This is a genomic window from Pseudomonas sp. 1D4 (assembly GCF_001728925.1).
Taxonomy (GTDB): Bacteria; Pseudomonadota; Gammaproteobacteria; order Pseudomonadales; family Pseudomonadaceae; genus Metapseudomonas; species Metapseudomonas otitidis.
In genome coordinates this window covers 25,842-51,188 of record NZ_LXJQ01000007.1, presented here as the reverse complement: position 1 = coordinate 51,188, position 25,347 = coordinate 25,842, and the positions used below count along the sequence as shown (strand labels likewise).

At 68.1% G+C, this 25,347-nt stretch carries 20 protein-coding genes and 1 pseudogene; 10 read left to right on the top strand and 11 right to left on the bottom strand.

What is annotated here, in order from left to right:
- Nucleotides 1-138: 138 nt before the first annotated feature.
- From A7D27_RS05525 to A7D27_RS05515, 3 genes are all read right to left on the bottom strand, one after another.
- Nucleotides 139-1,170 (bottom strand): ABC transporter substrate-binding protein, encoded by a 1,032-nt coding sequence (locus A7D27_RS05525; protein WP_139134054.1) that lies wholly within the window; start codon nucleotides 1,168-1,170, stop codon nucleotides 139-141.
- A gap of 261 nt (nucleotides 1,171-1,431) precedes the next feature.
- On the bottom strand, nucleotides 1,432-2,268 hold the full coding sequence (locus tag A7D27_RS05520) for a nitrilase family protein (protein WP_069564315.1): 837 nt from the start codon (nucleotides 2,266-2,268) through the stop codon (nucleotides 1,432-1,434).
- Nucleotides 2,265-3,689, bottom strand: coding sequence for a cytosine permease (locus A7D27_RS05515; RefSeq protein WP_069564314.1), 1,425 nt, complete (start codon nucleotides 3,687-3,689; stop codon nucleotides 2,265-2,267). The genes A7D27_RS05520 and A7D27_RS05515 overlap by 4 nt, the downstream gene beginning before the upstream one ends.
- Before the next feature lie 386 nt (nucleotides 3,690-4,075).
- On the opposite strand from A7D27_RS05515, the gene A7D27_RS05510 reads away from it, so the two are divergent.
- From A7D27_RS05510 to A7D27_RS05495, 4 genes are all read left to right on the top strand, one after another.
- On the top strand, nucleotides 4,076-4,378 hold the full coding sequence (locus tag A7D27_RS05510) for a DUF1883 domain-containing protein (RefSeq protein ID WP_044400048.1): 303 nt from the start codon (nucleotides 4,076-4,078) through the stop codon (nucleotides 4,376-4,378).
- Between the two features lie 210 nt (nucleotides 4,379-4,588).
- Nucleotides 4,589-5,770 (top strand): PepSY domain-containing protein, encoded by a 1,182-nt coding sequence (locus tag A7D27_RS05505; protein WP_069564313.1) that lies wholly within the window; start codon nucleotides 4,589-4,591, stop codon nucleotides 5,768-5,770.
- The gene (locus tag A7D27_RS05500; RefSeq protein ID WP_069564312.1) at nucleotides 5,767-6,297 is read left to right on the top strand and encodes a thiamine pyrophosphate-binding protein; all 531 of its coding nucleotides are present in this window, start codon (nucleotides 5,767-5,769) and stop codon (nucleotides 6,295-6,297) included. The genes A7D27_RS05505 and A7D27_RS05500 overlap by 4 nt, the downstream gene beginning before the upstream one ends.
- Nucleotides 6,294-6,602 (top strand): hypothetical protein, encoded by a 309-nt coding sequence (locus A7D27_RS05495; protein WP_069564311.1) that lies wholly within the window; start codon nucleotides 6,294-6,296, stop codon nucleotides 6,600-6,602. The genes A7D27_RS05500 and A7D27_RS05495 overlap by 4 nt, the downstream gene beginning before the upstream one ends.
- 22 nt (nucleotides 6,603-6,624) lie before the next feature.
- On the opposite strand, the gene recJ is transcribed toward A7D27_RS05495, so the two are convergent.
- Nucleotides 6,625-8,340, bottom strand: a complete 1,716-nt coding sequence (gene recJ, locus A7D27_RS05490; protein WP_069564310.1) for a single-stranded-DNA-specific exonuclease RecJ — start codon at nucleotides 8,338-8,340, stop codon at nucleotides 6,625-6,627.
- 47 nt (nucleotides 8,341-8,387) lie between these two features.
- Entirely contained in the window at nucleotides 8,388-8,915 is a 528-nt protein-coding gene (locus A7D27_RS05485; protein WP_069559260.1) for a winged helix DNA-binding protein, read from the bottom strand.
- A 360-nt stretch (nucleotides 8,916-9,275) separates the two neighbouring features.
- On the opposite strand from A7D27_RS05485, the gene A7D27_RS05480 reads away from it, so the two are divergent.
- The 5 genes and pseudogenes from A7D27_RS05480 (at nucleotide 9,276) to A7D27_RS05465 (ending at nucleotide 13,083) form a co-directional block, all read left to right on the top strand.
- Nucleotides 9,276-10,025: a 5-oxoprolinase subunit PxpA gene (locus A7D27_RS05480; RefSeq protein ID WP_069564309.1), complete on the top strand. Its 750-nt coding sequence runs from the start codon at nucleotides 9,276-9,278 to the stop codon at nucleotides 10,023-10,025.
- A complete protein-coding gene (locus tag A7D27_RS05475; protein ID WP_069559262.1) occupies nucleotides 10,022-10,726 on the top strand; it encodes an allophanate hydrolase subunit 1 in 705 nt (234 codons plus the stop codon). The genes A7D27_RS05480 and A7D27_RS05475 overlap by 4 nt, the downstream gene beginning before the upstream one ends.
- Nucleotides 10,723-11,661 (top strand): biotin-dependent carboxyltransferase family protein, encoded by a 939-nt coding sequence (locus tag A7D27_RS05470; RefSeq protein WP_069559263.1) that lies wholly within the window; start codon nucleotides 10,723-10,725, stop codon nucleotides 11,659-11,661. Before A7D27_RS05475 ends, A7D27_RS05470 begins: the two co-directional genes overlap by 4 nt.
- Nucleotides 11,658-11,771: pseudogene (locus A7D27_RS27650) on the top strand (DUF1445 domain-containing protein); the annotation flags it as partial. The gene A7D27_RS05470 and the pseudogene A7D27_RS27650, both read left to right, overlap by 4 nt.
- 85 nt (nucleotides 11,772-11,856) lie before the next feature.
- The gene (locus A7D27_RS05465; RefSeq protein ID WP_069564308.1) at nucleotides 11,857-13,083 is read left to right on the top strand and encodes an NRAMP family divalent metal transporter; all 1,227 of its coding nucleotides are present in this window, start codon (nucleotides 11,857-11,859) and stop codon (nucleotides 13,081-13,083) included.
- A gap of 29 nt (nucleotides 13,084-13,112) precedes the next feature.
- Here the strand turns inward: A7D27_RS05465 and A7D27_RS05460 are convergent, their stop codons facing one another.
- The gene (locus tag A7D27_RS05460; RefSeq protein ID WP_069564307.1) at nucleotides 13,113-13,655 is read right to left on the bottom strand and encodes a YaeQ family protein; all 543 of its coding nucleotides are present in this window, start codon (nucleotides 13,653-13,655) and stop codon (nucleotides 13,113-13,115) included.
- A gap of 202 nt (nucleotides 13,656-13,857) precedes the next feature.
- Between A7D27_RS05460 and A7D27_RS05455 the strand changes: the two genes are divergently transcribed.
- A complete protein-coding gene (locus A7D27_RS05455; RefSeq protein ID WP_069564306.1) occupies nucleotides 13,858-15,588 on the top strand; it encodes a hypothetical protein in 1,731 nt (576 codons plus the stop codon).
- Nucleotides 15,589-15,616: 28 nt separating this feature from the next.
- On the opposite strand, the gene A7D27_RS05450 is transcribed toward A7D27_RS05455, so the two are convergent.
- From A7D27_RS05450 to A7D27_RS05430, 5 genes are all read right to left on the bottom strand, one after another.
- Nucleotides 15,617-16,795, bottom strand: coding sequence for a GGDEF domain-containing protein (locus tag A7D27_RS05450; protein WP_069564305.1), 1,179 nt, complete (start codon nucleotides 16,793-16,795; stop codon nucleotides 15,617-15,619).
- Nucleotides 16,796-16,928: 133 nt separating this feature from the next.
- Complete coding sequence (locus A7D27_RS05445) at nucleotides 16,929-17,618, bottom strand: phospholipase D-like domain-containing protein (RefSeq protein ID WP_069559268.1); 690 nt, start codon at nucleotides 17,616-17,618, stop codon at nucleotides 16,929-16,931.
- 13 nt (nucleotides 17,619-17,631) lie between these two features.
- Entirely contained in the window at nucleotides 17,632-22,872 is a 5,241-nt protein-coding gene (locus A7D27_RS05440; protein WP_069564304.1) for a DNA repair ATPase, read from the bottom strand.
- An 83-nt stretch (nucleotides 22,873-22,955) separates the two neighbouring features.
- Complete coding sequence (locus A7D27_RS05435; protein WP_069559270.1) at nucleotides 22,956-23,195, bottom strand: hypothetical protein; 240 nt, start codon at nucleotides 23,193-23,195, stop codon at nucleotides 22,956-22,958.
- A 102-nt stretch (nucleotides 23,196-23,297) separates the two neighbouring features.
- Nucleotides 23,298-25,346 carry a flotillin family protein gene (locus A7D27_RS05430; protein WP_069559271.1) on the bottom strand — a complete coding sequence of 683 codons (2,049 nt, stop codon included), beginning with the start codon at nucleotides 25,344-25,346 and terminating at the stop codon, nucleotides 23,298-23,300.
- Nucleotide 25,347: the final 1 nt, after the last annotated feature.

Genomic DNA, 25,347 nt, shown 5'->3' with positions numbered 1-25,347 from the left:
CCTGTCAGGCGGCTGCCCGGCGACGCTGTGCCGGGGCTGGCGCAGCGTGCCAGAGGCGCGGGCCGGACGTCGAGCGCATCGGAAGGCGCCGCCCGAAAAACGAAGCGGCCTGGATGGCCGCTTCGTGGTGGGACGGGATCAGTTCTTCACCCAGTTCTCGAAACGCGCTTCGAGGTCGGCATGGGCCGCCCAGAACGTGACGTTCATCGGCAGGGCATCGCGGATGTTCTGCGGGGCGGTGGGCAGGGTGGCGGCGATCAGCGGGTTGATCATGGCGATCGCCTTGTTGTTCACCGGGCTGTAGGAGATGCCTTCGGCGAAGGCCTTCTGCTGCTCCGGCTGGCTGACGAAGTGGACGAACTTCTTCGCCAGCTCGCCTTTCCACGAGCCCTTGGGCAGGGCCCAGTAGTCGAAGTCGTAGATGTTGCCGCTCCAGGCCATGGCCAGGCTGCGGGTCTCCTTCTGGGCGGTGGCGATGCGGCCGTTGTAGGCGGAGCTCATGGCCACCTTGCCGTCCTGCAGGGCACGCACCGGCTCGGCGCCGGACTTCCACCAGACGACGCTGGACTTGATCTCGTCGAGCTTGCGGAAGGCTCGGTCGACACCGGCGGGGGTGTCGAGCACCTGGTAGACCTCGTTCGGCGCGACGCCGTCGGCCATCAGGGCGAATTCCAGGTTGTACTTGGCGCCATGGCGCAGGCCGCGCTTGCCGGGGTACTTGCGCAGGTCCCAGAAGTCGGCCCAGCCGCGCGGGGCGTCCTTGATGCGGGCGGCGTCGTAGGCGAGCACGGTGGACCAGACGAAGATGCCCACGCCGCAGGGTTGCAGGGTGCCGGGAACGAAGTCGCTGGGGTTGCCCACCAGGGCCGGGTCGATCTTCTCGAACAGGCCCTCTTCACAGCCGCGTGCCAATTCGGGGGCTTCCACCTCCACCACGTCCCAGGTCACGTGGCTGATGTCGATCATGTGCTTGAGCTTGTCGAGATCGCCGTTGTACGAGCCGTGGACCACGGCGTCGCCGGTGCTGGCCTTGAACGGCTTGAAGAAGGCTTCCTTCTGCACGTCCTTGTTGGCACCGCCGAAGGTGATGACCGTGACGAAATCCGCCGAGGCCGGCAGGCAGGTGACTGCCAGCGCCAGGCCCAGGGCGCGTCTTACCGCAACAACCATGGAAAACTCCCTCTTTTGCTGTTGGTTCGCGGGGCACGGCGCTGTGACCGGTCGCCCCTTTATTGTGTTTGTGATGACGGACCGGATGCCTGGCGTCGCGCAGCGAAGCCACCCTCGGCACCCTTGTCGCCGTTGTGAAACGGGGGCCTGTAGTCTGAACCCATCGCTCACCGAAGGGTATGCACTCCGTCACAGTGACGACTGCTTCACAGGCCCTGACGTGCCTGTTTCACGTTTTACGCAGAAAGGGAGGCAGGCCCCTCAGAGGGCCTGGTAGAGCGCGGGGCGGCGGTCGCCGTGGACGTCGTTGCGGCTGCTGATGCGCTTGTCGTCGGCCTGGGCCAGGTCGAGGGTCGCCAGCAGCAGGCGCTCGCCGCCCTCCACCGGGCCGGCCAGGGGAAAGCCGTCGGCATCGACGATCACCGAGCCCTGCACCCAGTCCTGCCCGCGTTCGTGGCCATGGCGGTCGCAGGCGGCGATGAACATGCGGTTCACTGCGGCGTTGGCCTGCACCCGCACCACTTCCGCCGGGCGTTCGCTCTGGGGACGCGGGCCCAGGGGCCAGTTCACCGGGGCACAGAGCAACTGGGCGCCGGCCAGGGCCGGCAGGCGCACCCATTCGGGGAACTCCAGGTCGTAGCAGATCATCAGCCCCAGGCGGCCGTGGACGGTGTCCACCACCGGCGGCGGCGCGTCGCCGGGGATGAACAGGGCCTTCTCGGCATCCCACAGGTGGGCCTTGCGGTAATGCGCGCGCAGGCCGTCCGGGTCCACCAGCACGGCGCTGTTGGCCAGCTCGCCGTCGTCACGGCGCTCGCAGAAGCCGGCGGCGATGACCACCCCCAGCTCCCGCGCCAGGGCCTGCCAGTGGCTGACGGCCGGGCCGTCCAGGGGCTCGGAAAGCGCCAGGGCCTCGGCCTTGTCGCGGAACAGGTAGCCGCTCTGCACCAGCTCCGGCAGGACGATGATGTGCGCGCCCTCCAGGGCCGCACGGCGGATGGCGCCCTCGGCCAGGGCGCGGTTGTGGGCCAGTTCGCCGATGCGCGGCGCCACCTGGCAGCAGGCGACCTTCACCGGGGCGACGGGGCGGGTGTTCATGGGCGGGGGTCCTCCAGACGTTGCGGGTCGAGGGCGGCGAGGCGTTCTTCCTCGCGGCGGTCCTGGTGGCGGCATTGCAGCCAGTAGGCCAGGCCGGCCACCGGCAGGCCGATGGCGAAGGCGATGTCGGCACCGCCCAGGGCGGTGGCGAAGGGGCCGCTCCAGAAGCTCAGGGACATGAACGGCACCATGGCCAGCAAGCCCAGGCCGTAGGCCACCAGGCCGGGGCGCGACCAGCCGCGGTAGACGCCCTCGGGGTTGAAGATCTCGGCGATGGCGTAGCGGCCCTTGCGCACCAGGTAGAAGTCCACCAGGTTCACCGCCGTCCACGGCACGAGGAAGTAGAGCATCAGCAGCACGAAGGTGTTGAAGCTGCCCAGGTAGCTCTCCGGGATCATCCGTGCCACCAGCAGGATCACCAGCGCCACCACGCTGATGCCGGCCACCCGCACGCCCAGGGTCGGGCGCACGCGGGAGAAGGCATCCAGCGCGCTGAGCCCGGTGAGCATGGCGCCGTAGCAGTTGACCGCCATGATGCCCACCAGCGAGGGCACCGCCACCAACACGATGAGGGTGCCGAAGCCGTCGTGCAGTTGGTTGCCCAGCTCGCGCACGCTGCCGATGGCGTCCGGCGCCGGCAGGGCCGAGGCGAGGAAGGCGCCGAGGGACATCAGCCACAGTGCCGAGGCGCCAGCCCCCAGGTAGGTCCAGAAGATGACCTTGCCGGCGGGGGTTTCCTCCGGCAGGTAGCGCGAGTAATCGGAGACGTACACCGAGTAGCTGATCTGGTAGCCGGCGGCCGCCGAGAGCTGCACGAGGAAGGCGCTCCAGCTGAAGCCGCTGCCCTGCAACGCGGCATCGGCGCTGAGCCGGGTCACGGCGAACAGGGTCAGGGCGCCGAACACCGCGATCATCAGCCAGGTCAGCCAGCGCTGCACGGCGTGCAGCAGGTCATGGCCGACGATGGCCAGCAGCACCGCCAGCCCCACCAGCAGCACGTACCAGGGGGTGCGCGCGCCGGGCAGCACGGTGTTGATGGCATCGGTGGCGAGGATGACGTTGAACACGTTGAAGCCGATGTACACGAACACCACCGCGAGGAACGGCACCACTGCGCCGCGCACGCCGAACTGCGGGCGCGACTGGATCATCTGCGGCAGCCCCATGCGCGGGCCCTGGTTGGCGTGGAAGGCCATGAAGAAGGTGCCGATGCACACCCCGATGAGGATCGCCAGGATCGAACCCAGCGCTCCCAGCCCCAGGGCCGGCCCGGTGAAACCGGTGACCAGGGTGGTGAGCACGAAGTTGCCGGTGAACCAGAACGGCCCCTGGTGCCACACCTTGCCGTGGCGTTCGTGGCGGGGCACGTAGTCGATGGAGCGCACCTCGATCATCGGGCGCGCGTCGTGCTGTTGAGTCATGGGAAATCCTCGTCCGGTAGGGAAGTTGAAGGCGCAGCGACGGGCGCGGATCAGGACGAGGGGACGGGGCGCAGGGCGAACGAGGCGTCAGGCATGGCAGTGCTCGGCGTTGTTGTAATGGTTGTGCGCCGGACTCTAGCCAAGCGGTTGCTCGGGATACATCGGACAGGACAAATACTCAGTTGCGGATTCTGCAAACTATCGCGACACAGCAGGGGTAGGGCCCGTATGTGAGCACAGGAGCAAAGGATCATGCCTCATGGCACCGGCCACTCGCCCCATGCAGGCCCCGCATTCCGTCGCGCACGCCGCGCCCGGGGCAGCGGGACGCGGGCCGGCCGTGCTATCGTTGCGCCCCCGCGTCACCCCTGCTCCGGAGCCTTGCCATGAAGTTCATCCATCAACGCGAACACCTCAACGAAGGCGACCTGGTCGTCATCGAGTGCTCGCAGGTCTGCAACATCCGCCTGATGAGCGATGCCAACTTCCGCAGCTTCAAGAACGGCGGCCGCCACACCTACCACGGCGGCGCCTTCGACCGCTTCCCGGCGCGCATCACGGTGCCCAGCACCGGCTTCTGGAACATCACCATCGACACGGTGACCCGCCGCGCCATCAGCGTCACCCGCAAGCCCACCCTGAAGCACTCCATCAAGTTCGTGCGCCGCTCCAGCTCCCACATGGGCTGAGCCCGGCCGGCGCGGAAACATTTTCTTTCACCTGACCCTGTCGGTTTTTCCGCGCTCATCCGTCCTTACTGTTAGGCACTCCTCTCCATGCATCTGCCGCGCCCTTGCCGGGGCGGGCCGGTGCCGAGCGCCCCTTTGGTCGATCCGCCGCCCGCCACCCTGGCGGGCGGTCTTTTTCATCGCCCCGAACAGTCAGGACCGCGCCCCGCCATGTCCAAGAAGTCCCGCTCGCGAACCTGGTTCCTGGTCCACAGCTGGCTGGCCCTGCCGATCTGGTTCTTCGTCTTCCTCGTCTGCGCCACCGGAACCCTGGCGGTGCTCAGTGAGGAGATCATCTGGCTGGCCAACCCCGACGTGCGCGCCACCCGCCCCGCCGATGACGCCCAGCCCCTCGGCTTCGACCAGGTCGTCGCCGCCATCGCCCGCCAGCAGCCGGATGCCGCCATCGAATGGCTGGCCAAGCCGGAGGAAGACCACTTCGCCCTCACGGCGGCGGTCAGCTACCCCGACACCCGCACCGCTACGCTCTACGTCAACCCGTACACCGGGGTGATCCAGGGCAGCAGCCCGCTGTTCGACTTCCGCCAGTTCACCCGCGCCCTGCACGGCTGGTGGCTGGTGCCCTTCACCAACGGCTACAGCTGGGGCTGGTACCTGGTGTCGCTGCTGGCCCTGCCGATGCTCGCCTCGCTGGTCACCGGGCTGGTGGTGTACAAGCGCTTCTGGCGCGGCTTCCTGCGGCCGACCCTGCGCATCCGCCAGGGCGCGCGGATCTTCTGGGGAGACTTCCACCGCCTGGTGGGTATCTGGTCCATCTGGTTCATCGCGGTGATCGCCGTCACCGGCACCTGGTTCCTGATCCGCGCGGTGCTCTACGACAATCACATCTCCATCTCCAGCGAAGGCCCGCCCACGCTGATCGCCCGCGAGGCACTGCCGCGCCCCGAGCCCGGCCAGCCGGTGCCGCGCATCGGCGTGGACCAGGCGGTGGAGGTGGCGACGCGCACCATCCCCGGCTTCGACGTGAGCTTCGTGACCTTCCCGGCGGACGCCTTCACCCCGCTGGAGGTGGGCGGTCGGGGCTGGTACCCGCTGATGTTCCAGACCGCCGAGGTGAACCCCTACGACGGCACCCTGCTGGGCTCGCACCTGCTCGGCGACCGCACTGCCCTGGAGTTCGTCACCGAGTCCATGCGCCCGCTGCACACCGGCGATTTCGGCGGCATCTGGGTCAAGCTGGTGTGGTTCGTGTTCGGCCTGCTGCTGACGATGATGGTGCTCAGCGGCCTGCTGATCTGGAGCAAGCGCACCGTGCTGGCCACCGCCAAGGCCATGAAACGCCCGCCCCGCCCACGGCCCGCCCCGCGCCCCGCCACCGAGGTGACCGAATGACCGGCCCCGTCCGCTCCCGCCCTGCCCGCCTCTGGCTGCGCTGGCGCTTCCACCTGAGTGCCCTGCTGGTGCTCATCCCCCTCGGCTACATGCCCGCCTACTTCCACGAGGCCAGCCTGGAGCGCGGCCTCCAGGGCCTGGGCGAGCGCCCCATCGGCGAGCTGGCGGTCGGCCCCTGGCGCGTGCGCCTGGCGGAATGGGAACGGGGCGAGCCGGTGCGTGAAGGCAAGGCCGGCTACATGAAGGACTTCAGCCTGGCGTTCTGCCGCGAGTGCGACGCTGCGATCAAGGCGGCCTACCTGCGGGTGGGCAAGCCGCGCTACCTGCGCGCGGCCGGCGCCCTCGCCTCGGGCAGCCCCTACCGGCGCCTGGCGGAAGTGCGCATCCCCGAGAACGCCCCGGCGGACGCCGAGCTGTGGCTGACGGTGGAAGGCTGGGACGGCTCGGTGCACCAGGCCGCCCTGCCCCTCGCCCAGGCCTCCCCCGACGTGGTGGCCTGGCTCGGCAAACGCGGAGGTGGCCGATGAAGCGCTGGCTCGGTGCCCTGCTCCTGCTGGCCGGCGGCAACGCCTGGGGCCACGGGATCTATTGCGAATGCCAGGCCCTGGACGCCACGCAGGTGCGCTGCGTGGGCGGTCTCTCGGACGGCACCGCCACGCCGGGGGCGACCCTGGACGTGCTCGACGATGACGGGCAGGTGCTCATCCACGGCACCCTGGGCGAGGACTCCAGCTTCACCTTCGAACGCCCGACCGGGGCGTTCCACGTCCTGCTGGAACTGGGCCCCGGGCACACGGCGGAAGTGGAGCCCGAGGCGATCCGCCCGCGCTGAGCGCGCGGGCGGGAACAGGGTGCTAGCGCGGAGCGATGTGCACCACCATCAGTTGCACGCTCTCCTGCCCGCGAAACTCGTTCACGTCCAGGCGGTAGGCCAGCTCGGCCCAGCGCACGGAGGGGTTCGGCCAGACGTCGCGGTCGATGTTGAAGGCGATGCCGTCCAACTGCAGCGAGCCGCACTCGCTCTTGAGCACCAGCTTCAGGTGGCGCTCACCCACCAGGCGCTGCTGGGCGATCTGGAACACGCCGTGAAACAGCGGCTCGGGGAAGTGCTGGCCCCAGGGACCGGCCTGGCGCAGGGCGCGTGCCAGTTCGAGGTGGAATTCCTGCAGGCTGAGCTGGCCATCGGAGAGCAGGCGGCCGGTGAGGTCGTCCTCGGTGAGCTGGCGGCGCACCTCGGCGTCGAAGGCGCTGGCGAAGGCGCCGAAATGCTCCACCGGCAGCGACAGGCCGGCGGCCATGGCATGGCCGCCGAACTTGCTGATCAGCCCCGGATGGCGGGCGGCGACGGCGTCCAGCGCATCGCGGATGTGAAACCCCGGCACCGAGCGCGCCGAGCCCTTGAGCAGGCCGTCGCCGGCATCGGCGAAGGCGATGGTCGGGCGGTGGTAACGCTCCTTGAGGCGCGAGGCGAGGATGCCAATGACGCCCTGGTGCCAGTCCGGCTCGAACAGGCAGAGGCCGAACGGCAGGTCTTCCAGGGGCAGGTCCTTGAGCTGGGCCAGGGCCTCGCGCTGCATGCCCTGCTCGATCTGCTTGCGGTCCTGGTTGAGCTGGTCCAGCTCCACGGCCATGTCCTGGGCCAGGGCCTGGTCTTCGCAGAGCAGGCATTCGATGCCCAGGCTCATGTCGTCCAGGCGGCCGGCGGCGTTGAGGCGCGGGCCGAGGATGAAGCCGAGGTCGGTGGAGGTGATGCGCGCCGCCGGGCGGCCGGCCACCTCCAGCAGCGCCTTGAGGCCGGGACGGGCACGGCCGGCGCGGATGCGCGCCAGGCCCTGGTGCACCAGGATGCGGTTGTTGGCATCCAGCGGCACCACGTCGGCAACGCTGCCCAGGGCCACCAGGTCCAGCAGCTCGGCGAGGTTCGGCTCGGCCATGCCGCGCCGGGCGAACCAGTCCAGCTCGCGCAAGCGCGCACGCAGGGCCAGCAGCACGTAGAAGATCACCCCGACCCCGGCCATGGACTTGCTGGGGAACTCGCAGCCCGGCTGGTTGGGGTTGACGATGGCGTCCGCCGCCGGCAGTTCCGGGCCCGGCAGGTGATGGTCGGTGACCAGCACCTTGAGCCCGGCGGCCTTGGCGGCGGCCACGCCGTCGACGCTGGAGATGCCGTTGTCCACGGTCACCAGCAGCTGCGGCTCGCGCTGCAGGGCGACGGCGACGATCTCCGGGGTCAGCCCGTAGCCGTACTCGAAGCGGTTGGGCACCAGGTAGTCGACGTGGGCGGCGCCGAGCATGCGCAGGCCGAGCACGCCGACACAACTGGCGGTGGCGCCGTCGGCGTCGAAGTCACCGACGAAGAGGATGCGCTGGCGTTGCTCCAGGGCCTCCACCAGCAGCGTCACCGCGGCGTCGATGCCCTTCATCTGGGCGTAGGGGATGAGCCGCGCCAAGCCCTTGTCCAGTTCCTCCGCGCAGCTCACGCCACGGGCGGCGTAGAGGCGGGTCAGCAGGGGCGGCAGGTTGCCCAGGTCGGGCAGTGTGGTGGGCAGGGGGCGGGGCTCGATGCGCATGGGAGTCCAGTGTTCAGCAGAGGCTTGCGAGGTGGGCGGCCATCGGGTCAGAGGGAAGTGGCGGCACGGGCGGCCTGGTCGTAGAGACCGGAAAGCGCTCGCAGCATGCCGGCCAGGCGGTGGATCTCCTCAGGATCGATGTTGAGGTTCTCGAACGAGGCGATCAGGCATTCACGCCGAATCTCGGCGTACTCCTTGCAAAGGGCCCGCCCCTTCTCGGTGGTGCGGTAGAACACTTCCTTGCCCTGCTTCTCGCCCTCGACCAGTGCCAGCCTGGCCAGCTTCTTCAGGGCGTAGGTCACCGTGTGGGTGTCTTCGATATTCAGCAGCAGGCAGATATCCGCCTGGCGCTTTGCGCGGTCTCGACTGGTGAGGCTGTGCAGCACCATCACATCCAGGGCACTCATCTCCAGTTCGCCGGCAGCGCGCATGCAACGCCCCATCCAGCGTGAGAACGCGTTGCTGGAAATGATGATGGCGTACTCGAGTTCGGAGAGCTCTTCGGACTGCTCGGCCAGGTGGGCCGAGGCCACGATGGAGGAGCGTTGAGAGCGGACGGATTTGGCGTCGACCATCTTGCGATCCATGGCTGCGGACGGCCACTTGGGTGCCTCTGAAACGTCGGCGAGGCCGTCAGTGCAAGGCAGAAACAGGCGAAAAAGCGCAGTTACGCAGGGTAAGTGAGCATTTGACCGGACTCGTGCATGAGCCTGTTTTCAACGCCGCAATGACAACGCAGGTCGTCTTTAGAGGTGCCCGCCTGGCCGCGGGTGAATTGGGTGGGCAAGCATACAGCAAAGGTGACGTCGCGTCGGAATGGCGCGCCGGGGAAACAATAAAAACATATTGATATTTTATCTGCGTTTTATCATCGTAATGCCGGCGAGATTCCCACCCGACCTGTCGGGCCATGTGAAGACAATCAGAGGAACCCGATGAGCCGCCTACTCCTGAACTGTGACATCGGCGAAAGCTATGGCGCCTGGACCATGGGCCTTGATGCCGAAGTGATGCCCCATATCGACTGCGCCAACATCGCCTGCGGCTTTCACGCCTCGGAGCCGCTCACCATGCGCCGAACTGTCGCGCTGGCCGTGAAGCACGACGTGCGCATCGGTGCTCATCCCGCCTACCCGGACCTGGCCGGGTTCGGGCGCCGCTCGATGGCCTGCAGCCCCGACGAGATCGAAGCGATGTTGCTGTACCAGATCGGAGCGCTGGATGGCATCTGCCGTGCCCAGGGCACGCGGGTCAGCTATGTGAAGCCCCACGGCGCGCTGTACAACGACATGATGCGGGAGCCGGCCAAACTGCGTGCAGTGATGCGCGCCGTCGTCGCCTACGACGCCAGCCTGCCGCTGATGCTGATGGCCACGCGCGATGACCGGGCGGCACAGGCCATGGCCGACGAAATGGGCCTGCAACTGTGGCTCGAAGCATTCGCCGACCGCGCCTACGACGCCGACGGGCGGCTGCTGTCACGCAGCCAGCCGGATGCGGTGCATGAGGATGCCGATCGCGTGGTGGCACAGGCGCTGGCCCTGGCGCGCGGCGAAGCGTTGCGCGCCAGCGACGGCAGCGCCCTTTACCTGCGCGCCGACACCCTGTGCGTGCATGGCGACAATGCCGGCTCGGTGGCCGCCGTACAGCGCATCCGCGAGGCATTGCGGAACCTGGAAGCATGACGCCACGCATCGAAGTGGCCGGTGTCGACAGCCTGATCCTGCGGCTGTTCGAGCGGATCGATGAAGGCAACATGCCCTGGTTGCTGGCGGCAACCGCGCGCCTGCGCGAGACGTTCGGCGCCGCCCTGGTGGACCTGGTGCCCTCCTACACCACGCTGTTGCTGCAATACGACCTTGTGCAACTGGATGACCGGCAGGCCCGCGAACGCATCGCCCAGGCGTTCGAGGACGTGCACCCGATGGCCGAGGCGAGGGGGCGCGAACAGCAAGTGCCGGTCTGGTATCACCCCAGTGTCGGCCCCGAACTGACGCGAATCGCGGAGCGCAGCGGGCTGGGTATCAGTGGTGTGATCGCACGCCATAGCGCCCGCACCTACCCGGTGTTCGCCCTGGGGTTCGCGCCGGGCTTCGCCTTCATGGGGCTGGTCGACGCCTGCCTGGCCAGCCCACGCCTGGAGACGCCGCGCCAGCGTGTCGCCGCCGGTAGCCTGGGCATCGCCGACCGACAGACCGCCATCTATCCGGTGGAGTCCCCCGGCGGCTGGAACCTGATAGGGCGTAGCCCGGCCCTGCTGTTCGACCGCCGACTGGAAGGCTACAGCCTCTTGCGCCCAGGCGACCGGGTGCGTTTCGTACCGGTCGAGCGGGACGAGTTCATACGTCTGGGCGGCGACGACAGCCCGTTCGAGGTCACCCCATGAGCCTGTTGATAGAGCGTTGTGGAGCCCTTGCCACGCTGCAGGACAGCGGGCGCTTCGGCGTGCGGCACCTCGGCGTGACCCAGGGCGGCAGTGCCGACTGGTACTCCCACTACTGGGCCAATTGGCTGCTGGGCAACGAACTGGCAGCACCGGTGATCGAAATCGTGCTGGGCAACTTCGCCCTGCTCGCCCAGCAGGATGGCTGCCTGGCACTGGCCGGCGCAGACCTGGGGGCCAGCCTCGATGGCGAGCCCCTGATGCCGTGGCGGAGCTTTTGCATCGCCAAGGGGCAACGCCTGCGCTTCGCCCAGCCACGCCAGGGGGTCAGGGCCTACCTGGCAGCGTCCGGCGGCTTCGCCGTCGAAACGGTTCTCGGTAGCTGCGCCACCGTGGCTCGCGAGGGCCTCGGTGGCCTGCGGGGTGACGGTCGCCCCTTGGCCCCCGGTGACACCCTGCATTGGCGAGCAGCGCCAGCGTGCCGACGCTCCATGCCATCGGTGCGGATTCCCTCGCTCGACGGGACGCCGCGCCTGGACGTGGTACTCGGCGCCCAGATCGGCGACTTCAGCGGTCAGAGCCTCTTCGATGCCTTCAACCATGAATGGCAGGTGGACGCGCGGGCCGACCGCATGGGCGTCCGCCTGACTGGGCCGGCACTCGTTGGGGCGCACCAGGCGATGGTGTCCGAGGGCGTACCGCTGGGGGCGATCCAGGTGCCCAGCGACGGCCAGCCCATCATCCTGCTCAACGACCGCCAGACCATCGGCGGCTACCCGCGCCTGGGCGCCCTGACCCCGCTGGCAGTGGCGCGTCTGGCGCAATGCCTGCCCGGCAGCCAGGTGCGCCTGCGCCCCATCGCCCTCTATGAAGCACAGGGCCAGCAGCGCCAGTTGCTGGCCGAATGGCAACGCTGCCCCACAAGAGCCACGCCATGAGCCTCGCGGACCTGCCACCCGCGCAATTGCGCCAACGGATTCGCACGGGTGACTTCAAAGGCCCGGCCATTGGCCTGGCCAATGGCTATGCCCAGGCCAACCTGCTGATCGGCGGTGACCGAGCGGCTTGAACCACCAGATGGGCGCTTCACTGACCTGCCCACCTCCAGAACAACAACAACGAGAAGGTAATTCATGCAATCGACCCCGCCCTCCGCCGGGAATGCTTCCGGCAGTCAGCGCCATGTCCTTCGCGGCGCCGTGTTCATCATGGCGACCTCATCCATCGGCCCTGCCTTCCTGACCCAGACCTCGCTGTTCACCGAGAAGTACCTGGCCAGTTTCGCCTTCGCCATCGTCCTCTCGCTGCTGATCGACATCGGCGCCCAACTCAACATCTGGCGGGTCATCACCGTCGCCAACCTGCGTGGCCAGGACATCGCCAACCGCGTACTGCCAGGCACCGGCCATCTGATCTCGGCCCTGATCGTGCTCGGTGGCATCGCCTTCAACATCGGCAACATCGCTGGCGCCGGGCTGGCCATGAACGTCATCTTCGGAACGCCCCCCCTCATCGGTTCCCTGCTGGCCGCCGCCGCGATCATCGCCCTCTTCCTGCTGCGCAACGCCAAGCAGGTGATGGACGGACTGATGCAGTTCTTCGGCCTGGTGATGCTGGGGATGATCGGCTACGCCATGCTGCAATCCAGTCCGCCCCTGCAAGACGCCCTGCTGCACAGCGTCCAGCCCGACGATCCACTGATCCTGCTGCTGCCGATCATCACCCTGGTTGGCGGCACGGTCGGCGGCTACATCTCGTTTTCAGGCGGCCATCGTCTGGTGGAAGCCGGCATCACCGGCATCGAGCATGTCGGCGCGGTAACCCGGGCGGCCGTCGCCGGCATCCTGACCACCGGGATCGTGCGCATCTGCCTGTTCCTTGCCACGCTCGGCGTGGTCAGCCAGGGCCTGAAACTGGACCCGGGCAACCCCGCAGCTTCGGTGTTCGGCCACGTCATGGGAACCATCGGCTACAAGGTGTTCGGCGTGGTGCTGTTGGCGGCGGCGCTGTCGTCGGTCATCGGAGCGGCCTACACCAGCGTCAGTTTCATGTATTCGCTGCACCCCGGCATCCGCACGCACAACCAGCGCGTGGTGATCGCCTTCATCGCCTGCTCCACGCTGATCTACTGCCTGGTCGGGCAGCCGGTGAAGGTGCTGGTGGTGGCGGGCGCACTCAACGCACTGGTGCTGCCCCTGGCGCTCGGCTGCATCCTGTGGGCGGCCAAGAAACCGGCCATCGTCGGCCAGGACTACCGGCACCCGGGCTGGATGCTGGCCTTCGGCGTCCTGGCGATCGTCGCAACGGCCATTGGCGTGGGCCTGTCGTTCAACTCACTGCTGAGCTTCTGGCAGGCCTGAGCACGAGGCCGGCGGCTCGGCGGACCTGCTCAACCCCGTTCGCCGGCCAGCCATTCCAGCGGCACGTCGTGCTGGCCGCGCTCGTCGGTGATGAACAGCGAACCGTCGCTGATCATCAGGATCCAGCCGATGGAGCGCGGCAGGTCGCGGGCCAGTTCTTCCAGGGCTTCCTGACCGACGGCGACGACGTTGATGTTCTTCAGGTTGCGCACGCTGTCCAGCACCTTGGTCTGCCACACTCGCAGGCTGCCGTAGGCCAGCAGGCTGAAGCGCTCACAGCGGCGCGAGCACCAGGTGATGCGCTCGGCATCGGGTTGGCCGACTTCGATCCAGTGCAGCACGCGGTCGTCCAGGCTCTTCTCCCACAGCGCCGGCTCGTCCACGTCCGACAGGCCACGGCCGAAGGCCAGTTGCTCGTGGTACCAGAGGCCGTAGGCGATCAGGCGGACCGCCAGGCGCTCCTCCGTCTCGGAGGGGTGCCGGGCCACGGTGAAGCGCAGGGTCTCGTAGACGCCACGGTCCAGGTCGGTGAGGTTGAGTTCGACTTTGTAAGGCGTCGCTTGGAGGGCCATTAAGGGCTTCCTGGTTGGCGAAAAAAGGCGGCAAGTCTACCTTGAAAGCGCCCCCCGTGCCCGGCCCGTACAGCGGCCCGCGAAGCGGAAATGGGCAATCAGTCCCAGGTATGCGCGGCGCGGGTTGCCAGGCCCGGCGACGGCCTTTATAAGACCGACGCCGCGCCCGGCCGGGCGTGTGGAACACGGGAAAAGGAAGCCTATGGAACTACTCATTGTCCTGGTCGTCATCGTGGGCATCGCCGCCGTGCTGTACTTCGTCAACCGCGACGACGGCAGCCTGGAAGCCTATCTGCAGGAGGCTGGCCAGGTGAACCGCACGGCCCTGCTGAGCCTGTTCGAGCCGCGCCTGGCGCTGGAGATGGCCCAGGGCCTGCAGGGCGAGGCCCGCCAGTTGGCGTTGCACCAGGTGGCCCCGGCGCTGCTGCGTGCCGGTGAGGAGCAGGCTGCCCTCGCCGCCCTGGCCGAACTGCGCGACGGCTACCAGCAGAGCGCCCTGGACAACATGCTGGAACACTACCTGGAGGCCCAGGACCCGCACGCGGCCCTGTCCCTGCTGGAGCGCCTGGAGCGCCCGCTGCCGGAGTCGCCGCTGCTGCAGATCCCGCTGCTGCTCGCCTGCGGCCAGGACGCCCAGGCCCGAGCCCAGCTCGACACCCTCACCCAGCAACAGGAACAGGGCACCGGCCAGAGTCTGTCCGGCCCGCAGAACCTCATCCTCGCCGGGCTGCAGCGTCGCCTGCAGCAACCCCAGGCGGCCCTGCGCAGCCTGGAGCGGGCCTGGGAGCTGCTGGCCCACCCGGAGCCGGACACCAGCCTGCCCACCCATGACCTGAAGACGGTGCTCACTGGCCTTGCCGAACTGGGCGAGGTGCCCCGCGCCCTGGCGCTGGCCAGGCAACTGCCGATGGAGGAACAGGGCCAGGCCGTGCTGGCGCTGATGGAGGGTGGCCAGACCGAGGCCGCCTTCGAACTGCTGGCCGACCTGGGCGAGCAGACCGGCTACTTCACCCACACCGAGCTGATGGACCACGCCCTGGCCACGGCGCAGCCGGATACCGCGCTGCGGGTGGTGGACTGTGCGCCGGTGCATCACTACGACGAGCTGCTGATGCGCCTGGTGGGCTGGCACGCCGAGCAGGGCGACCTGGCCCAGGCCAACGCCCTGCTGGACTCCCGCGCCCACGAGCCGGGCCAGCGCATCTGGCTGCTGCTCACCCTGTGGGAACACAACCTCAGCCGGCACCCGACCTGGGCCGACGAGCTGCGACGCCAGGCGCTGGCCGAGCTGGAGCGGATTCGCGGCGAGGACAACTGGGGCTGGCTGCGCCTGTTCGCCCTGGAAGGCTGGCTGCGTCAGCAGGCCGCCCTGCCGGTACACCAGCGCGACGCCTACGGGGTGCGCGCGCACCTGGAGGAGATCGAACAACTGAATGCCGCGCTGGACCTGGACGGCCGCGTGACCAAGCTGGCCGAGCAGGCACCGCTGCTGCGCGACCTGGGCGAAGTGCCCCGCGCCCAGCGTTGGGTGGAGGCCTGCCTGCTCGATGTGGACGATCCGCAGCAGACCGAAGCCCTGGAGTACGAAGAGGGCCTCACCCCCAGTCTGGAGGCCATCGGCCTGGCCTACCTGGCCCTGGGCGACACCGCCAAGGCCCAGGCCTTGCAGGGTCGACTGCAGGCGATGCAGAGCCTCGAACGCAGGCTGGAAGAAGCCCTGCTGCTGGACCACATCCGGCACGGGCGCTTCGAGGACGCCATCGCCAGCCTGTCGCTGACCAACCTGATGCGGGAGGAGAACCCCCTGGCCCAATTGCACCAGGCCATCGACCGGCTGCAGACGGACGACCCGCAACGGGCCGCCACCCTGCACCAGCAGTTGATGGCGACGCTGAACAACGGTCTGGTCCAACCCCTTCCAGTGGCAGCCTGAAGGCCGCCCATCAATAGAGGCCGGCGGCTCAGGCCGCCGACTCGCCGCTTGGCGTGGCCACGACCTCGCGGTAGCACTCCACGCGGTTGCGCCCCTGGGCCTTGGCCCGGTAGAGGGCCTTGTCCGCCAGGGACAGCAGCCGCGACAAGTCGTACCCCGCTTCGCCGCTGCCGGCCACGCCGATGCTGACGCTGAGTGGCCCCGGCGCCTCGGGGCAGCTCTCGGCGAACTCGTGGCGGATGCGTTCGGCCACCCGCATGGCGGTGGCGCCATCGGCATCGGCCAGCAGGCAGGCGAACTCTTCCCCACCGATGCGCCCGAACACGTCGTGCCGACGCATGCGTGCGGCAGCGATGCGGGTGAAGCCCACCAGGGCGGCGTCGCCGCTGGCGTGGCCGAAGGAGTCGTTGAGGCGTTTGAAGTTGTCCAGGTCGCAGAGCAGCAGCATCACACCCTCCCCACGCCGTGCGCAACGCTCCAGCAGGGCCTGGCCGGAGTCCATGAAGGCGCGGCGGTTGCCGATGCCGGTCAGCGGGTCGCTGTAGGCGGCGTGCTTGTACTGCAGCTCGGCCCGCTCACGGACCATGGCCAGGGTGACGAAGGCGACGCCGATGGCGTACAGCAGCGTCTCGAACACCAGAATCGCAAAGAAGGGGCTGGCCTGCCCGTTGGCCAGCCGCTGGAACGGCTCACCACGATCCACCACCAGGCGCACGCCGTAGGTCGCTACGTGCATCAGGTGCAGCGCCATGGCCGGGGCGATGGACACCTGCAGGCTGCGCCGGGCGCGCCACAGCTCGAAAGCGGCGAGCGCGGTGTAGGTGATCATCAGCACGCAACTGAGCATGATCCGCGCCGGCAGCGAAGCGTAGAACGCCGGCACGGCGCAAAGCGCCAGCCACAGCAGCGGCCCGGCAAGGAAACCGGCGAAATGAATGGGCCGACCGGCGAACACCCGCATGGAGGTCCAACTGGCGGCGCAACTGAGTTGCAGCAGCAGGTTGCCGATGATGATCGGCACCCAGTCGATGCCCAGGCCGCGCAGGCTGCCGAGCACGGTGCAGAAGGCGCCGAGCAGCAGGGTCAGGCTCAGGTAGCCGAGGGTCGGCTCAGGGGTGCCGCGACGCCAGGCCCGCCCGGCGAGGATGCCGAGCAGGGCGAGAATGTAGACGTCCACCAGCACCAGGGTGGGGATGTGAAGGTCCATCTGCACTGTCCAGGGACGGGGAGCAACCGGCGACCGGCCTGGTGAAGGCGGCGCACGGGAAAGGAGTGGTCAGCCGTAATGCGAACGGCGTCGCACTTTACTCCCCGCATGTGACAGCGTCACGCGCGGCGTTTCAGCGGGGGGCGTAGCGACCCCAAAGGCTCTCGAATTCCGCCAGGTAGCGCGCCACCAGGTGGGCGTTGTCGATCACCAGCAGGTTCTCCTCGTTGCTGGTGCTGGCGCTGCGGGTCCAGTTGAAGCTGCCGTTGAGCAGCAGACGGCCGTCGAACAGGGCGAACTTGTGGTGCATGTGGAAGGGGCTGTCGTCGATGCGCACGTCGACCCCGGCGTGGCGCAGGGCCTGGATGTCGCTGCCCTCGTCGTGCTGTTTTTCGTTGTCGCTGATCACCCTTACACGCACACCGCGCCCGTGGCAGGCGACGATCTCGCTGCTCAGTTGGTCGTCGGAGATGGTGTAGACGCAGATGTCCACGCTATGCCGGGCCTGGCGGCACAGCTCGCGGATCTTGCGCCGGCACTCCTCGCCGGGGCTGAAGTGGGCACTGGCCAGGGTCGGGGCGACGGTACTGGCCAGATCGAGGGTGCGCACCACCTGTTCCAGCCACTTGAGCGCCGGCTGCAGGTTGGCCGGGTCGGCCCGGCACAGCTCGCGCACCAGGTCGAAAGCGCGGTTGCGCAGGTAGCGCACCTGATCCGGGCCCAGCTCGCTGCCCAGTTCGCGCAGCTCGTCGCGCTCCTCGTTGCTCAGTTTCAGGTCCTGCAGGCTGTCACGCAGCTGCTGGTCGAGTCCTGCGAAATCCATGGCGACCTCCGGGTCAGGTGGGCGTGCCGTCGGTGCCGGGCGTCGGCAGGGCGCCACCCAGTTCGTTGAGGCGGTTGGCGATGTCGGTGATGCGGTGGTGGGTGCGCAGGTCGACGTCGATCTTCTTGTCCATGATGCGGATCAGCGGCATGAAGCTGTTCTCCAGGCTGTCGGCCAGGCTCAGCAGGACTTCGCGCACGCCTTCCTGAGCCGGGGCGGTGACGTCCACCTTGAGCGCGGCAGGCGGTTGCACCAGCGTCTCCAGGCGCTCCAGCAGGGTCTCCCATGGCACCTCGGCCGCGGCTGCGGGGGCGTCGCGGTGGGCCAGCCCGCGCACGCTCTCCACCAGGTCGTTGAGCTGGGCCACCACGCGGGTGCCGACGTCACTGTCGCTGCCGCCCATGGATTTGTTGCGCATGAAGTCGCGCTTGATCCGGGCCCAGCGCTCGGCCTGTTCGGCGCTCTGGTTGCCGCGCAGTTCGGCGAGCTTGAGCAGGTTCTCCTCGGCGCCGGTGGTGAGCAACTGGGATTCGCCCTGGTAGTGGTCGGCCAGCAGTTGCATCAGTTCGGCGTCGTTCATCACGGCCGAGACCTTCTCCGCCATCTTGTTCATGTTGCGGTAGCTGCCCTGCAGCTTGAACGGCGGCTCGGTGCGGTAGGCGTCGGCCTGGGCGGCGCTGGCGATGTACTGCTGGTTGACCTTGAGCACCACGTCGCGCACCTGCATGAGGCGTTGCAGGGTGGTGGTGATCTCGTTGATCTCGGCGCCGCTGTAACTGTGGCTCAGTTCGTTGGCGGAGAAGGGCTTGCCCTCGGCCTTGGCGACGAAGCGGTAGACGTCGGCCATGTCGCGGGTGGCCAGGGGTGCCAGCACCGGGTTGGAGGTCAGGGCGTTCTCGATGTAGCTGAGAGCGAAGGCGTCCTGCATGCCGCCCAGGGTGTCGCCGAGGTTATAGATGTCGGCGCGGTTGGCGAGCATGTCGGGGATCTTGAACACCTCGCCGGACTCGGTGTAGGGGTTGCCGGACATCACCACGCAGAACTTCTTGCCGCGCATGTCGTAGGTCTTGGTGCGGCCCTTCCACACGCCCTCGATGCGCCGGGTGCCGTCGCAGAGGGAGATGAACTTCTGCAGGAATTCCGGGTGGGTGTGCTGGATGTCGTCGACGTAGAGCATCACGTTGTTGCCCATCTCCAGCGCCAGGTTGAGCTTCTCCAGCTCCTGGCGCGAGGTGGCGTCGGGCGCCTGGGCCGGGTCGAGGGAGCGCACCTCATGGCCCAGGGCCGGGCCGTTGATCTTCATGAAGATCAGCCCCAGGCGGTGGGCGACATACTCCATCAGCGTCGTCTTGCCGTAGCCGGGGGGCGAGATGAGCATCAACAGGCCCATCAGGTCGGTGCGCTTGTTCTCGCCGACGGTGCCCATCTGCTTGGCCAGGTTGTCGCCGATGATGCCGAGGTAGACGTCGTTGATCAGTTTGTTGCGCACGAAGGAGGTCAGCGGGCGCGGCTTGAACTCGGCCAGGCGCAGGGCCTCGCGCTGGCGGGTGACCAGTGCCTGGCGCAGCGCCTGGTACTGGCGCAGGCCAGGCAATACGTGCTCGCGGTGCTCGCGCAGGCGGCCGAAGAAGTCGTCCACCGCCAGCGCCAGGCTGTGGTCCTGGATGCGCGAGTGCTCGCCCATCAGGCCGCTCACGCTGAAGCGCAGGTCCACTTCGGTGAAGCGCTGCGGGAAGTCGGCGCGCAGCAACGCCAGGGCGACGGCTTCGGCGCGGTAATCGGCGAGGCCGGCAAAGCCCTCTTCGCCGCAGAGGCCGTCGAGCCAGTGGCCGACCAGCGCCCACTGGGCCGCCGGGCGCCCGTCAAGGCGACCCACGGCGGCCTGGTAGTCGTCCCACATGCGCGCGCCTTGCAGGCGCAGCTTGAGCCCTTCGTACAACTGGCGGGCGTACTTGCTGAAGGTGAATTCGATGCGCTCGGCGGCCAGCTCCTGCACCAGGTATTCGGCGGCCTCGGCGACCTGGCCCGGCTGCAGCGGTAGCGGGTGCTCGGCGAGGAAGGCCTGCAGGGCGTCGGTCACTTCGGCCCGCAGCGCCAGCAGGCCATCGGCGCGGCCGAACAGTTGCTGGATGTGCCGGCTGGTGCGGGCACGCTCGGGCCAGGCGGTGCCGCTCTCACCCTGCCGCGCGGCATCCCAGAACAGCGTGGCGAAGGCTCGGGGCACGGCGCCGAAGCGCAGCAGCCCGGCGCTTTCGCGCAGGGGCAGCAGGTGCTGGAGGATGGCGGCGGCGTCGTGGTCGTGGATGCCCTTCTCGTAGCCGTCGCGGTAGCGCGGGGCGGCGAAGTCGCGCACCACCCGCGCCAGTTCCTCGGGCTGCGCCAGCAGGGCCTTGAGGCCGTCCAGGCTGAGGCCTTCGCGCTGCCCGTCGGCGGCGTCGAGCACTTCGCCGGCCAGGTACTCGGCGCGATAGAGGCGCTCGGACTCGGACTCCAGCGCCACCTGCCAGAAGGCCTTGAGGGCGTCCAGTTCGGGGTCGTGCAGGGGTTCGAGGAAGTCGGTGCCGGTGAGGTGCAGGTAGAGCCCGTCGCCACGGGGCAGCAGGGTCAGGTCCAGTTCCTGGGTGTTGACACTGAAGCGGTGGCGCGGGCCGAGCTTGATGACGTTGCCGCCGGCTTCGAACAGTTCGCTCTTGTCGCGCAGGGCACGCACGGCCTGGTCGCGGGCCCCCTTGAGGCGGGCCTCGACGTCGTCGGCCTTGACGCTGTCGTTGAGTTCGCGCAGGCGCTGGGCCAGTTCGCGCAGCTTGAGGATCAGCGGGTCGGCGGCGAAGAAGGCGTTGAGCTCCTCGGCCTGGGTGAACCTGGCGGTGCGCCGGCCGAGGCTGTCGAGGATGCGCCGGGCGGCGTCCTGCAGGCCCTGGGCCTTGCGCTGGCGCTCGTCGAGCAGGGATTGCTTGTGGGCCTCGAAGGTTTCCAGCAGCTCCTCGCGCTTGCTGAGGATGTCGCCGAGGAACTGCTCGTGGTCGCCGAAGCGGCTTTCCAGTTCCTCCAGTTGCACCAGCAGGCGCGACAGTTGCTCGTCGCAGCGTTCGGGGTCCTGGGCCTGGGCCAGAGCGTTGACGATACCCTGGCCGAACAGCTTGAACTGGGCACCGAACTGGGCCACCGATTCGGTGGAACCGAGGGCCTTGCGGCGCTGCTCGGCGCGGGCCTTGGCCTGGTTGAGGCGGGCGTAGATCTCGGAGATGGACTCGATGATGCGGGTGCGCTGGGTGGCGTCGTCGATCTGCAGCGAGCCCATCAGGTTGGACAGCATGTCCAGGTCGCCGGCCATGGCCTGCAGGGCCTCCAGCGGCGGGGCCAGGAGGGCGACGGTCTCGGCCTTCTGCGCCTCGACGTCCAGCGCTTCCAGGCGGGTGACGAAGGGCTGCAGGGCCTGGTCGCTGGCGAGGAAGGTGGCGGTGGCGGCAGCGGTGCGCGCCTGGGCCTCCTGCAGCTCGGCTTCCATGGCGTCGATGCGGGCGACGTCGATGTAGCGGTAGTCACGGATGGTCAGCAGCAGGCCGCGCTGGGCGGTGATGCCGTTGAGGGCGTCGACGTAGTCCTGGGCCTGTTCCCAGCCGGCGGCCTGGAGGCGCCCGAGCAGGGCCTTCTGCTGCGCTTCGGCACCGGCCATGGCCTGGTCGGACTGGCGGCGGATGCTTTCGACCTTCTCGTATTCGTCCAGCACCCGTTCGGCGGTGGCGGCCACTTCCCGCAGCAGCGGGGCGAGCCCGTCGAGTTCGTCGCTGCCGAGCCAGTGGTAGACGTCGAACAGGCGGCGGGTGCCCTGGCAAAGCTGGGTGTAGCGCTGCACCGAGACGGAGGGGGTTTCGATCTCGCGGCACAGGCCGTAGAGGTCGGAGACGCCGCGCACCAGCTCGGCGTTGCCGATGCGCCCGAAGAAGCCGCTGCGGGCCGGTTGGCGAGCGGCGTACTCCTCGGTGAAGAACGGGGTCTGCCAGATCTGCATGGGGTGGATGCGGGTCGGCTCGTCGCCCTCGGCGGCGAAGATCACCATGCGTCCGTCTTCCAGGCGCGCGTAGCCGTGGCCGAACAGCGGGTTCTGCAACTGGCGGCTGATGAGGTTGTAGGTGAGCAGGACCGAACGGCCCTCCTCGGGGTGGTAGAAGATGTACTGCACGTCCTCGCCGTTGGGCGAGCGCACGCTGCGCTTGAAGCGCATGCCGGCCATGGAGGCGTCGAAGGTCTTGTATTCGCCGTTCTGCAGGTAGCAGCCGCCGGGGAAGATGATGCCGTGGTCTTCGGGTAGCTGGACGCAGGCCTGGCCGATGGCGTCGATGCGCTCCACCTGGCGGGTCAGGCTGTTGTAGACCAGGTAGCGCCACTGCTCCTCGCGGTAGGGCAGCACCTTGAGCAGCACCAGGCTGCCGAGGCGGGCGAATTCGATCTGGGCGTCGTCGAGGGACTGGGTCTTGTCCAGCACCTCTTCGCGGTAGATGCCGAGGCCGTCCTCGGTGTTGTTCTCGACCTTGAGGGTGAGGTCGCCGCCGATGGTCTCGACGAACACGGTGTCGAGGATGTTCAGGTGCGGGTGGCGGCCCTGGACCACCATCTCGCGGGTGGCCTTTTTCCATTCGAAGTCGAAGGGCGACGGCAGGGCGATGTCGCGCTCGCCACGGTTGTCGATGTAGCGCACGTCGCGCCCGTCGCTGGAGAGGGACCAGCGGAACACGCGGATGTCGGTGATGCGCTCGCCGATCTGGAAGCTCGCCAGCAGCTTGCCGTCGCGGATGGCCAACTGCAGCAGGCGGGTGTTCTTGTAGTAGGTGTAGAGCTCGTTGAAGTCGTTGAGGAAGCCCTGGGCGGCGAGGAAGGTGCCTTCCAGCGGCACCGGCTCGGCGTCATGGCCCTCCTCCCCTTCCACCAGGCGGTAGAGGGAGAAGACGTCGGCGATGCCGGTTTCCTTCCTCAGGCCGATGAAGACGTTGTAGCCGAACAGCAGGCAGTCGCCGACCTGGACGATGTCACGGGCGATGCAGTTGTTCTCGGTGCGGATGCGTACCCGACCGATGACGTCCATGCGGCTGTCGCCGAAGGCTTCGAGGCGGCGCTGGTTGAGGCTGTCGGTGGTCTGCCGCAGGCGCTGCCCCTGGTCCTGCAGGCGCTTGTGCAGCACCTCGTAGGCGCCGCCTTCGGCGACGGCCTTGTCCAATACATCCTGTGCGGGGGTTGCGGCGGTGACATCCGACATCATGTTCTTCCTGAATCTGCTGGGTCTGCGAACAGGGCCCCTCGGGTGGAGGGGCCGGGTACGCGGGGGCGCGGGGCCTGGGCTCAGGCGCCGATCTTGCGGGCGACCTCGGCCATCTGCTCGCGCAGGGTGGGGTCGACTTCCTCGGGCCTGACGTGGGCGAGGATCTTCTTCAGCACGCGCTTCTCGTTGTCGTCGATGACGCCGTCGCGCTCGGCGATGGCCAGCAGGGCGGCCAGTTCGTGCACGTCCAGACGACCGTCGTTGGCGAAGCAGTGGATGGAGCGGAAGGACAGCTCAAGGTAATCACGGGATTCGGCCATGGCGGGATTCCTCTTGGCGGGTAGGCGGGCCCGGCCCCTTTCGCAAGGCGGGGCGGACCCTGTGCGCGGTGTCGGGCCCCGGGGGTTCCGGGGCCCGCTCGATCAGGCTTCGGCCGCCGGTACGGCGTCAGCCTTGGCTGCGACGGCCGGGGTGCGACCGTTGAGCAGGCGGGCGAGCACGTCCTGTACCACGGGGCTCTTGCCCACCACGCCTTCGATGGCCTTGCCCACGGAGAGCGATTTGGCGAAGGAGTTGAAGAAGTCGCCTTCGCCACCGACGATCTCGATCTTCGCCTGGGCCATGGCGGTGGCGAGCACTTCGGCCTGGTCCTTGGCGATGTCCTTGTTGGCGGCGATGGCGGCCATGGCTTCCTCGAAGCTCTTCTCCAGCTGCATGCGGAACTCTTCGTGCTGGCGGGCGCTGTCGCTGAGGGCGTCGAGGGCGCTGAACTTCTTGCCCAGGCCTTCGGCCTCGGCACTCAGGCGCTGCAGCAGGATGTCGGCTTCAGCGCTGCCCTGGTCGTGGGTGGCCTTGGCCTTGGCGGCGCCGAGCTGTTCTTCACCACGGGCCTGGGCACCGAGCTTCTCTTCCAGCACCTTGGCTTCGGCAAGACCGTCCTTCTCCTTGGCGGCGGCCTGGGCTTCGAGGATGCGGGCTTCGGCGAGGCCCTTCTCCTGCTCGCCACGGGCTTCGGCAATCAACTGTTCGGCGCGTACGCGGGCATCGGCGAGGCCGTCCTTCTCCTTCGCGGCGGCGGTCGCTTCCAGCACACGGGCATCGGCCAGGCCGGGGGCGGCACGCTCGGCCTCGATGCCTTCGGCCATGCGCTTCTTGGCTTCGGCCTGCTTGGCCGCGGCTTCCAGCTCGGCCTGGGCCAGGTTGTTGATCTCGACGGCCTTGTGCTTGGAGCGGGTTTCGTCGGCTTCGGCCTGCTTGACCTGGCGCACCAGCTCCTGCTCGGCTTCGGCCTGTGCCTGGAGCACGATGACCTGCTTGGCGCGCTCGGCCTCGGAGACCTCACGCACTTCCTTGATGCGCTCTTCTTCCTGGGCGACGGTCTTCTCGACGGCGACGCGCTCGCGGATCACGTTGGCGATGTTCTTGCGCTGTTCTTCCAGCGCCTTTTCCTTTTCGATGCGCTGCAGCTCGACTTCGCGCTCGCGGGCGACCACTTCCAGGTCCTTGGCACGGGTGACCTTCTCCACTTCGATGACCACGGCGCGCTGGCGGTTCTGCTGGGCCACTTCCACTTCGCGCTGGTGGTTCTCGACGCGGATGTCGATTTCCTGCTGGGCCTGGATACGGGCCTGCTCGGCCTTGAGGCGCTCCTCTTCCTTGACCTTGGCGGTCTCGGCCTCCTCGCGGGCGCGGATGGTTTCGATCTCGCGCTTCTGCCGGGCCTCGGCATCGGCCTGCTGGCGTTCGAGGGCCAGGGCGGCTTCGCGGGTCTCGACGTTCTTCTTCTGGATCGCCAGTTCCTGGTTGCGCTCCAGTTCGTTGGTGATGACGTTCTGGTTGGCGGTCAGCTCGGTGATCTTGCGAATGCCTTCGGCGTCGAGGATGTTGCTCGGGTCGAGGGAGTGCTTGGCGGTCTGCTCCAGGTAGTCGATGGCGACGTCTTCCAGCACGTAGCCGTTCAGGTCGTTGCCGATCACTTCGATGATGCGGTCGCGGAAGTCCTGGCGGTTCTCGAACAGCTCGACGAAGTCGAACTGCTTGCCGACGGTCTTCAGCGCTTCGGAGAACTTGGCGTTGAACAGTTCGTTCACCGCTGCCCGGTCGGAGGCGCGGTCTACGCCGATGGCCTTGGCCACCTTGAGCACGTCCTGCTGGGTTTCGTTGACGCGCAGGTAAAAGGCGACGGTGATGTCGGCGCGCATGTTGTCACGGCAGATGAGGCCGTCCTTGCCACGGCGGTCCACTTCCAGGGTGATCAGCGAGATGCGCATGAACTCCTTGAGGTGGATGACCGGGTACACCAGGGCGCCGGTGAAGTGCACCTTGGGGGTGGAGGACATGTCGTTGACGATCAGTGCGGTGCCCTGCGGGACCTTGATGTAGAAGGCCTTGAACAGGGCCAGGAGCCCGACGACCACGAGGACGACGAGACCGGCGCCGATCAGGATGGGCAGCAGCGAGGCTAGGTTCATT

Coding starts and splice junctions, on each gene's coding strand:
- A7D27_RS05505 (WP_069564313.1), top strand. CDS start 4,589: ATGTCCAAGAAGTCCCGCTCGCGAACCTGGTTCCTGGTCCACAGCTGG.
- recJ (WP_069564310.1), bottom strand. CDS start 8,340: ATGCGCATCGAGCCCCGCCCCCTGCCCACCACACTGCCCGACCTGGGC.
- A7D27_RS05515 (WP_069564314.1), bottom strand. CDS start 3,689: ATGACTCAACAGCACGACGCGCGCCCGATGATCGAGGTGCGCTCCATC.
- A7D27_RS05510 (WP_044400048.1), top strand. CDS start 4,076: ATGAAGTTCATCCATCAACGCGAACACCTCAACGAAGGCGACCTGGTC.
- A7D27_RS05485 (WP_069559260.1), bottom strand. CDS start 8,915: ATGGTCGACGCCAAATCCGTCCGCTCTCAACGCTCCTCCATCGTGGCC.
- A7D27_RS05430 (WP_069559271.1), bottom strand. CDS start 25,346: ATGAACCTAGCCTCGCTGCTGCCCATCCTGATCGGCGCCGGTCTCGTC.
- A7D27_RS05500 (WP_069564312.1), top strand. CDS start 5,767: ATGACCGGCCCCGTCCGCTCCCGCCCTGCCCGCCTCTGGCTGCGCTGG.
- A7D27_RS05495 (WP_069564311.1), top strand. CDS start 6,294: ATGAAGCGCTGGCTCGGTGCCCTGCTCCTGCTGGCCGGCGGCAACGCC.
- A7D27_RS05465 (WP_069564308.1), top strand. CDS start 11,857: ATGCAATCGACCCCGCCCTCCGCCGGGAATGCTTCCGGCAGTCAGCGC.
- A7D27_RS05520 (WP_069564315.1), bottom strand. CDS start 2,268: ATGAACACCCGCCCCGTCGCCCCGGTGAAGGTCGCCTGCTGCCAGGTG.
- A7D27_RS05440 (WP_069564304.1), bottom strand. CDS start 22,872: ATGTCGGATGTCACCGCCGCAACCCCCGCACAGGATGTATTGGACAAG.
- A7D27_RS05480 (WP_069564309.1), top strand. CDS start 9,276: ATGAGCCGCCTACTCCTGAACTGTGACATCGGCGAAAGCTATGGCGCC.
- A7D27_RS05435 (WP_069559270.1), bottom strand. CDS start 23,195: ATGGCCGAATCCCGTGATTACCTTGAGCTGTCCTTCCGCTCCATCCAC.
- A7D27_RS05455 (WP_069564306.1), top strand. CDS start 13,858: ATGGAACTACTCATTGTCCTGGTCGTCATCGTGGGCATCGCCGCCGTG.
- A7D27_RS05460 (WP_069564307.1), bottom strand. CDS start 13,655: ATGGCCCTCCAAGCGACGCCTTACAAAGTCGAACTCAACCTCACCGAC.
- A7D27_RS05450 (WP_069564305.1), bottom strand. CDS start 16,795: ATGGACCTTCACATCCCCACCCTGGTGCTGGTGGACGTCTACATTCTC.
- A7D27_RS05525 (WP_139134054.1), bottom strand. CDS start 1,170: ATGGTTGTTGCGGTAAGACGCGCCCTGGGCCTGGCGCTGGCAGTCACC.
- A7D27_RS05445 (WP_069559268.1), bottom strand. CDS start 17,618: ATGGATTTCGCAGGACTCGACCAGCAGCTGCGTGACAGCCTGCAGGAC.
- A7D27_RS05470 (WP_069559263.1), top strand. CDS start 10,723: ATGAGCCTGTTGATAGAGCGTTGTGGAGCCCTTGCCACGCTGCAGGAC.
- A7D27_RS05475 (WP_069559262.1), top strand. CDS start 10,022: ATGACGCCACGCATCGAAGTGGCCGGTGTCGACAGCCTGATCCTGCGG.